1 protein-coding gene, 1 tRNA gene, 1 rRNA gene and 1 pseudogene are annotated in these 8,142 nt (G+C 70.3%); 1 reads left to right on the forward strand and 3 read right to left on the reverse strand.

Translation table 11 applies throughout. From position 1 onward, the window contains the following. Positions 1-4,887 (reverse strand): annotated as a pseudogene (locus GQS09_RS25020) (HAMP domain-containing protein); the annotation flags it as partial. Positions 4,888-5,246: 359 nt separating this feature from the next. On the opposite strand from GQS09_RS25020, the gene GQS09_RS25025 reads away from it, so the two are divergent. Continuing rightward, positions 5,247-7,871: a SpoIIE family protein phosphatase gene (locus GQS09_RS25025; RefSeq protein ID WP_165989836.1), complete on the forward strand. Its 2,625-nt coding sequence runs from the start codon at positions 5,247-5,249 to the stop codon at positions 7,869-7,871. Positions 7,872-7,980: 109 nt separating this feature from the next. Here the strand turns inward: GQS09_RS25025 and GQS09_RS25030 are convergent. Further along, positions 7,981-8,053 (reverse strand) — tRNA-Thr (locus GQS09_RS25030). A 4-nt stretch (positions 8,054-8,057) separates the two neighbouring features. Further along, positions 8,058-8,142, reverse strand: a 5S ribosomal RNA gene (gene rrf, locus GQS09_RS25035); the annotation flags it as partial.

Here is an 8,142-nt window from a genome sequence, read left to right on the forward strand (position 1 = left end):
CGGACGGCAGCGCGGCCGCGACGGCTCCCGCCGCCCCGGCCGCGGCCAGCGCCGCGGACCGCGCCCGGCTGCCCTCGGTCTCCGCGGTCAGCAGCCCCACCGCCAGCTGGGCGTAGCCCGGCGGCGGCAGCTCCACCGGGTGCAGCGGCAGATACAGCGTGAACGTCGATCCGCGCCCCGGCTCGCTGGCCGCGTGGATCTCACCGCCCAGCAGCCGGGCGATCTCCCGGCTGATGGACAGCCCCAGCCCGGTGCCGCCGTACTTGCGGCTGGTGGTGCCGTCGGCCTGCTTGAACGCCTCGAAGATCACCCGCATCTTGCTGGGCGCGATACCGATACCGGTGTCCGTCACCGCGAACGCCACCACCGGCGCGTGCAGGTCCTTGACCGAGCCGGAGTCCAGCATCTGCTGCCGGATGACCGCCGGAACCTCGTCCCCGGCCAGCCGGATCACCAGCTCCACGGAGCCGCTCTCGGTGAACTTCACCGCGTTCGACAGCAGATTCCGCAGCACCTGCAGCAGCCGCTGCTCGTCGGTGTGCAGGGTGGGCGGCAGCTCGGGCGAGACCCGCACCGAGAACTCCAGGTTCTTCTCCGCGGTCAGCGGGCGCACCGACGCCTCGATGTAGTCCACCAGCTGCACCAGCGCGATCCGGGCCGGGCTGACCTCCATCTTCCCGGCCTCCACCTTGGACAGGTCCAGGATGTCGTTGATCAGCTGGAGCAGGTCCGAGCCCGCGCCGTGGATCGTCTCGGCGAACTCCACCTGCTTCGGCGACAGATTGTTCTCGGCGTTGTCCGCCAGCAGCTTGGCCAGGATCAGCAGCGAGTTCAGCGGCGTGCGCAGCTCGTGCGACATGTTCGCCAGGAACTCCGACTTGTACCGCATGGACAGCGCCAGCTGCTCGGCACGCTCCTCCAGCACCTGCCGCGCCTGCTCGATCTCCGAGTTCTTGACCTCGATGTGCCGGTTGGTCTCGGCGAGCTGGTCCGCCTTCTCCTTCAGCTCGGCGTTGGAGGACTGCAGGGCCGCCCGCTGGCTCTCCAGCTCCACCGAGCGCTCCTGGAGCTGCTCGGCCAGCTCCTGCGACTGGGTCAGCAGCCGCTCGGTACGCACATTGACCGCGATGGTGTTGACGCTGGTCGCGATCATCTCCGCCATCTGGCTGAGGAAGTCCCGCTGGATCTGGGTGAACTGCTGGAAGCCCGCCAGTTCCATCACGCCCAGCACGGTGTCCTGGAACAGCACCGGCAGCACGATCACCTCGGCCGGCGGGGCCTCGCCCAGCCCGGAGGAGATCTTCAGATATCCCTCGGGCGCATTGCGCACCAGCACCGTCCGCCGCTCCTGCGCCGCCGTGCCCACCAGGGACTCCCCCGGCCGGAAGCTGGCCGGCATGGTGCCCGCCGCGTAGCCGTACGAGGAGAGCATGCGCAGCTCGTAGGAGCCGTCCCGGCCGGGGCCGGCCACCACGTCGTCGGCCGCGCCCAGCGGCACCGCCAGGAAGAAGGCGCCGTGCTGCGCCAGCACCGCCGGCACCAGCTCGCTCATGATCAGGTCGGCGACCTCCTTCAGGTCGCGCCGCCCCTGCATCAGGTTGGAGATCCGGGCCAGGTTGGACTTGAGCCAGTCCTGTTCCTTGTTGGCCGTGGTGGTGTCCCGCAGGTTCTTGATCATCGTGTTGATGTGTTCCTGCAGCTGGAGGATCTCACCGGACGCCTCGGCGTCGATGGTCACCTCGTGATCGCCGCGGGTCACCGCGGTGGCGACCTTGGCCATGCCGCGCACCTGGCGGGTCAGATTGCCCGCCATCTCGTTCACCGAGTCGGTGAGCTCCTTCCAGGTGCCCGCCACGTCCGGCACCCGGGCCTGGCCGCCGAGCTGCCCCTCGGTGCCCACCTCGCGGGCCACCCGGATGACCTCGTCGGCGAACGACGACAGCTGCTCCACCATCGTGTTGATCGTGGTCTTCAGCCCCAGGATCTCGCCGCGCGCCTCGATGTCGATCTTCTTGGTCAGATCGCCCTTGGCGATGGCGGTGGTGACCTCGGCGATGTTCCGCACCTGGCCGGTCAGGTTGTTCGCCATGCTGTTGACGGATTCGGTCAGGTCCTTCCAGGTGCCGGACACGCCCAGCACCCGCGCCTGCCCGCCGAGCTGGCCCTCGGTGCCCACTTCCCTGGCCACCCGGGTCACCTCCGCCGCGAACGACGACAGGGTGGTCACCATCTTGTTCACCGTGTCGGCAAGCTGCGCCACCTCACCACTGGCCTCGACCGTCACCTTGCGGGTCAGGTCACCGTTGGCCACCGCGGTCGCCACATCCGCGATGTTCCGCACCTGAGTGGTCAGATTGCGGGCCATCAGGTTCACGTTGTCCGTCAGGTTCTTCCAGGTGCCGGAGACCCCGCGCACCTCGGCCTGGCCGCCCAGACGGCCCTCGGTGCCCACCTCGCGGGCCACCCGGCTCACCTGCTCGGCGAACGACGAGAGCTGGTCCACCATGCCGTTCACCGTGGTGACCAGGGCCAGGATCTCGCCCTGCGCGTCCACGGTGATCTTCTTGGTCAGATCACCCTCGGCCACCGCCGTGGTCACCTCGGCGATGTTGCGCACCTGCAGGGTCAGGTTGTTCGCCATGTTGTTCACGGACTCGGTGAGGTCCTTCCAGGTGCCGGAGACCCCCCGGACCTCCGCCTGGCCGCCCAGGCGTCCCTCCGTGCCGACCTCCCGGGCCACCCTGGTGACCTGCTCCGCGAACGAGGAGAGCTGGTCCACCATGGTGTTCAGGGTGTCCTTGAGCTCGAGGATCTCGCCCCGGGCGTCGACCGTGATCCGCTGGCCCAGATCGCCGCGCGCCACCGCGGTCGCCACCTGCGAAATGCCGCGCACCTGGTCGGTCAGGTTGCGCGCCATGCCGTTCACCGAGTTCGTCAGATCCCGCCAGACACCGGCCACGCCGGGCACCAGCGCCTGGCCGCCCAGCCGGCCCTCGGTGCCCACCTCCAGCGCCACCCTGGTCACCTGCTCGGCGAAGGCCGAAAGCTGGCCGACCATGGTGTTGAACGTGTTCTTCAGCTCCAGGATCTCCCCGCGGGCGTCCACGGTGATCTTCTGCGACAGATCGCCGCGCGCCACCGCCGTGGTCACCTGCGAGATGTTCCGCACCTGCTCGGTGAGGTTGCGGGCCATGCCGTTCACCGAGTTGGTCAGGTCCTTCCAGGTGCCGGAGACGCCCTCCACCTGGGCCTGGCCGCCCAGCCGGCCTTCGATGCCCACCTCGGTGGCCACCCGGGTCACCTGCTCGGCGAAGGAGGAGAGCTGCCCCACCATCTTGTTGATGGTGTTCTTCAGCTCCAGCATCTCGCCCTTCACGTCGACGGTGACCTTCTGGGTCAGGTCGCCGTCCGCGACCGCCGTCGTGACCTGGGCGATGTCCCGCACCTGGTCGGTCAGGTTGCGGAACGCGGTGTTCACCGAGTCCGTGAGGTCCTTCCAGGCCCCGGCCACTCCGCGCACCTGCGCCTGGCCGCCCAGCCGGCCCTCGTCGCCGATCTCCCGGGCGACCCGGGTCACCTCCGACTGGAACGACGAGAGCTGGCCCACCATTTTGTTCACGGTGTTCTTCAGCTCCAGCATCTCGCCCTTGACGTCCACCGTGACGGTCTGCGTCAGGTCACCGTTGGCCACCGCCGTGGTCACCTGGGCGATGTCCCGCACCTGATTGGTCAGGTTGCGGAACGCCGTGTTCACCGACTCGTTGAGGTCCTTCCAGGCCCCGGCCACACCCGGCACCTGCGCCTGGCCGCCCAGCCGGCCCTCCGTGCCGACCTCCAGCGCCGCCTGGGTCACCTCGGCCGCGAACGCCGCCAGCGTCTTGGTCNCGTGCCGACCTCCAGCGCCGCCTGGGTCACCTCGGCCGCGAACGCCGCCAGCGTCTTGGTCATGGCGTTGACCGTCTCGGCCAGCTGCGCCACCTCGCCGCGCGCCGAGACCGTGATGGTCTGCGACAGGTCACCCTCGGCGACCGCGGTCGTCACCCGCGAAATCTCCCGGACCTGGGCGGTCAGATTGCTGGCCATCTGGTTGACGTTGTCCGTCAGGTCCTTCCACACCCCGGCCACGTCCGGGACCTGCGCCTGACCGCCGAGCTGCCCGTCCGTTCCCACCTCGCGGGCCACCCGGGTCACCTCGGACTGGAACGACGACAGCTGGTCCACCATCCGGTTCACGGTGTTCTTCAGGCCCAGCATCTCGCCGTCCACATGAACGGTGACCTTCTGCGACAGGTCACCGTTCGCCACCGCCGTGGTGACGTGCGAGATGTCCCGGACCTGCGCGGTCAGCCGGTACACCATGGTGTTGACCGAGTCCGTCAGGTCTTTCCAGGAACCCTGCATACCGCGCAGCCGGGCACTGCCGCCCAGCTTCCCCTCGGTGCCGAATTCGTTCGCCACCCGGGAAATCTCGTCGGTGAACGCGGAAAGCTGGTCCACCAGCCCGTTCACCGTCCGCCCGACCTTCAGGAACTCGCCGCGCAGCGGCCGGTTGGCACCGTTGCGGACCTGGGTGCGCAGATCCATCTTCTGCGACAGATCACCCTCGGCGACCGAGCTGAGCACATGGCCGACCTCGGCCATCGGCCGGGTCAGATCCTCCAGCAGATCATTGGCGTCGTCGACGGCCTTCGCCCAGGCCCCCTCGCACGCCCCCACATCCAGCCGCTCGGTCAGCTTCCCCTCACGGCCCACCACGCGCCGCACCCGGGCCAGCTGTCCGGTCAGATGCAGATTGCGATCCGCGACCTCATTGAATACAGCGGCCAGCTCGGCCATCGGCCCGTCGCCCGCCACCGTCAGCCGCCGCCGGAAATTCCCGTCCCGCATCGCCGCCAGGGCCGAGAGCAGACGGTCCAGAGCCGCGGCGTCGACTTCCACCACGCCGTTGCTCCGCGCCCTGCCCTGACGCGCACGAGTACCGACGCGTGCCACCGCTCCCTCAGCCGCCACTGTTGCCCTCCCGCAGGCTCGGTTCTTCTGCCGGGATCTTCGGTCCAGCATCCCCAGTGTTTCACCCATTCCCAACCGGGCGATAACAGTTCGGCAGCATCGCGCACCGGGCAGTTCCCTTGTGGAGGGAAAAGGCGGGATGCGCCGCCCGCCATGGCCGGGTACCTCAGTAACCTGACCCTGGGCCGTCCGCGAGGAAGCGGACGGCGGACGAGACACCTTCTTGGGGGAGTGACGTGATCACCGCGCGAGCTGCGGCCACCTTTGAGCCGGTCGGGCGTTCCGTCGCGACCGCCCGCGGCTTCGTCCGGGACACTCTCCAGGGCTGGGGCCTGGACGATCTCATCGATGACGCCGTCGTCCTCACCAGCGAACTCGTCACCAACGCGGTCATCCACGCGGGCACCAGCGCCGAGGTGCACTGCCTGCGCGACGCCAAGGGCGTCCGCATCGAGGTCGCCGACCGCCACCCCGAGCGCGGCCTGCCGGTCGCCGACGCCGTGCGCGGCTATGTGGACACCGACAGCGAGGGCGGACGCGGCCTGATGCTGTGCGCCGCGCTCTCCTCCCGCTGGGGCGTGGAGTACACCGCCGTGGACAAGCGGGTCTGGTTCCGGCTGGACGAGCCCGAGCTGCCGGTCGGCACCCGCTCCGCCGGGCCGGTCCTCCCCGTCGAGAAGCTCCCCACCGCCGAGACCCCGCCCCGGGTGGCCGTGATCCAGGTGGACAGCAGCCACACCATCACCGCCTGGAACGACGACGCCCGCCACCTCTTCGGCTACCCCGCGGAGCAGGTCAGCGGCAAGCCGCTGCCCGACCTCGCCGCCTGGCCGCTCACCCCCGGCACCGGAACCGGCATCGCCGAGGCGCTGTCCCTCTCCCGCTGGGAGGGCAGCTACGGGCTGCGCGCCGCCGACGGCCGCATCGTCCCCGTCTACGCCTCCCACCTGCGCATCCGGGACACCAGCGGTGAGCCCTCCACGGTCTGCCTGCTGGTCCCCGAGCACGAGCGGGCCATCCTCCAGGCCGGCGGCAGGCGCCCCGGGCACGGCGGCACACCGCGCGATCCCCTGCAGCGCGGCGCCGCCCCCGACACCCTGGAAGACCTCATCGGCACCCCCGTCCCGGACGATCTGGACGGCCTGCTCCAGCGCACCGTGGAACGCGCCCGGGACATGCTCGACGGCGATGCCGCCTTCCTGCTGCTGGCCACCGACGACGAGACCGAGCTGGAGGTGCGCGCCTCCACCGGCCTGCCCTCCACCCGCCAGCGCTTCGCCCGGGTCCCGGTCGAAACGGGCAGCGGACGCTACGGCTCCGCCCGCATGCCGGCCGTGCACGAGGACGTGGCCGCCGCGCCCGGCGCCGTGCCGCTGCTCAGCGGCACCGGCATGCACGCCGTGGTCACGGTCCCGCTCAAGGTGGAGGGGCGGCTCACCGGCTCCCTCGGCGTCGCCTCGGAGACCCCCGGCCGCTACACGAACGAGGAGGCACTGCGCCTGCAGTTCGCCGCCGACCGGGTCGCACTGGCCGTGGAGTCCGCCCGCCTGACCGAGCTGGAGCGGCTCCGCCGCGGTTCGCTGTCCTTCCTTGTCGAGGCCTCCGAGCTGCTGGCCGGGACGCTGGACCCGCGCCAGACCCTGGCCCTGATGGCCCAGATGTCGGTCCCCACCCTGGCCACCTGGTGCGCCGTCTACACCACCACCGAGCCCGGCACCGAACCGGTCCTGTCCTATGTGCTGCACGAGGACGAGGACCGCATCGACGGCATCCGCCACCTGCTGGAGCGGGTCGCGCCGCCGGACCCGGACGCCAGCCTGGGGGTGCGCACCTGGAACGAGCCCGCCGAGGCCGCGCGCCGCAAGATCCCCCTGCGGTCCTCGCTGCGCAGTCTGACCCTCGGCGACCTCAACGGCATGGGCAGCGGCAACACCGTCATCGGGCAGGCCACGGCCGCGGCGGTGGGCGGCGAAACGGTGATCCTGCCGCTGCTCGCCCGCAACCGCGTCATCGGACTGCTGGTGCTGGGCAAGCCCACCGACGAGCATTTCCGCCAGGAGACCCTGGAGCTGGCCGAGGACCTGTCCCGGCGGGCGGCGCTGGCCCTGGACAACGCCCGCCTCTACAGCGAGCGCACCGCCATCAGCCAGTCGCTGCAGCGCAGCCTGCTGCCGCCGGGCCTGCCGTCCATCGAAGGCGTGGAGGTGGAGGTCGTCTACCAGCCCGCGGGCGAGGGCAACGAGGTCGGCGGCGACTTCTACGACGTCTTCCCGATCCGGGACGGCGTCTACGGCCTGGCCATCGGCGACGTCTGCGGCACCGGTCCGCTCGCCGCCGCGGTCACCGGCCTGGCCCGGCACGCACTGCGCCTGCTCGGCCGGGAGGGCCTGGGCGGCCCGGCCGTACTGGAGCGCCTCAACACGGCGATCCTGGACGAGGGCGCCCGCTCCCGCTTCCTGACCCTGCTCTACGGCGAACTCTCCGCCAAGGCGGACGGCGGCGCCGAGCTGAAGATGGTCTGCGCCGGCCATCCCCTGCCGCTGCGTCTGCGCCAGGACGGCTCGGTGGAGCCGGCCGCCGACCCGCAGCCCCTGCTCGGCGTCATGGATGATCTGCGGCTCCACGAGCAGACGGTGACCCTCGATCCGGGTGATGTCCTGCTGTGCGTCACCGACGGCGTCACCGAACGCCGTGAGGGCACGCGCATGCTGGGCGACGACGGCCTGGCGGAGATTCTCAAGACGTGCACCGGGCTCAACGCCGGCGCGGTGGCGGCGAAGATCAAGCGCGCGGTGGAACGGTTCGCCTCGGCCCCGCTCTCCGACGACATGGCCATCCTGACCCTCCGCGTCCCGGAATGACCCGGAACGGGCCCGCGCCCGTGCAGCACAGTGGAGCGGAGCCGGGGGACAAACGACAAAAAGCCTGGTGGGGCACTCGCTGAGCGAGTGCCCCACCAGGCTTTTCCTGAGCCCCCAAACGGAATCGAACCGTTGACCTTCTCCTTACCATGGAGACGCTCTGCCGACTGAGCTATAGGGGCAGATGTTCGGCGGCGTCCTACTCTCCCACACGGTCCCCCGTGCAGTACCATCGGCGCTGCAAGGCTTAGCTTCCGGGTTCGGAATGTAA

Origin of the sequence: Streptomyces sp. YIM 98790 (assembly GCF_011421595.1) — a bacterium.
Classification (GTDB): Bacteria; Actinomycetota; Actinomycetes; order Streptomycetales; family Streptomycetaceae; genus Streptomyces.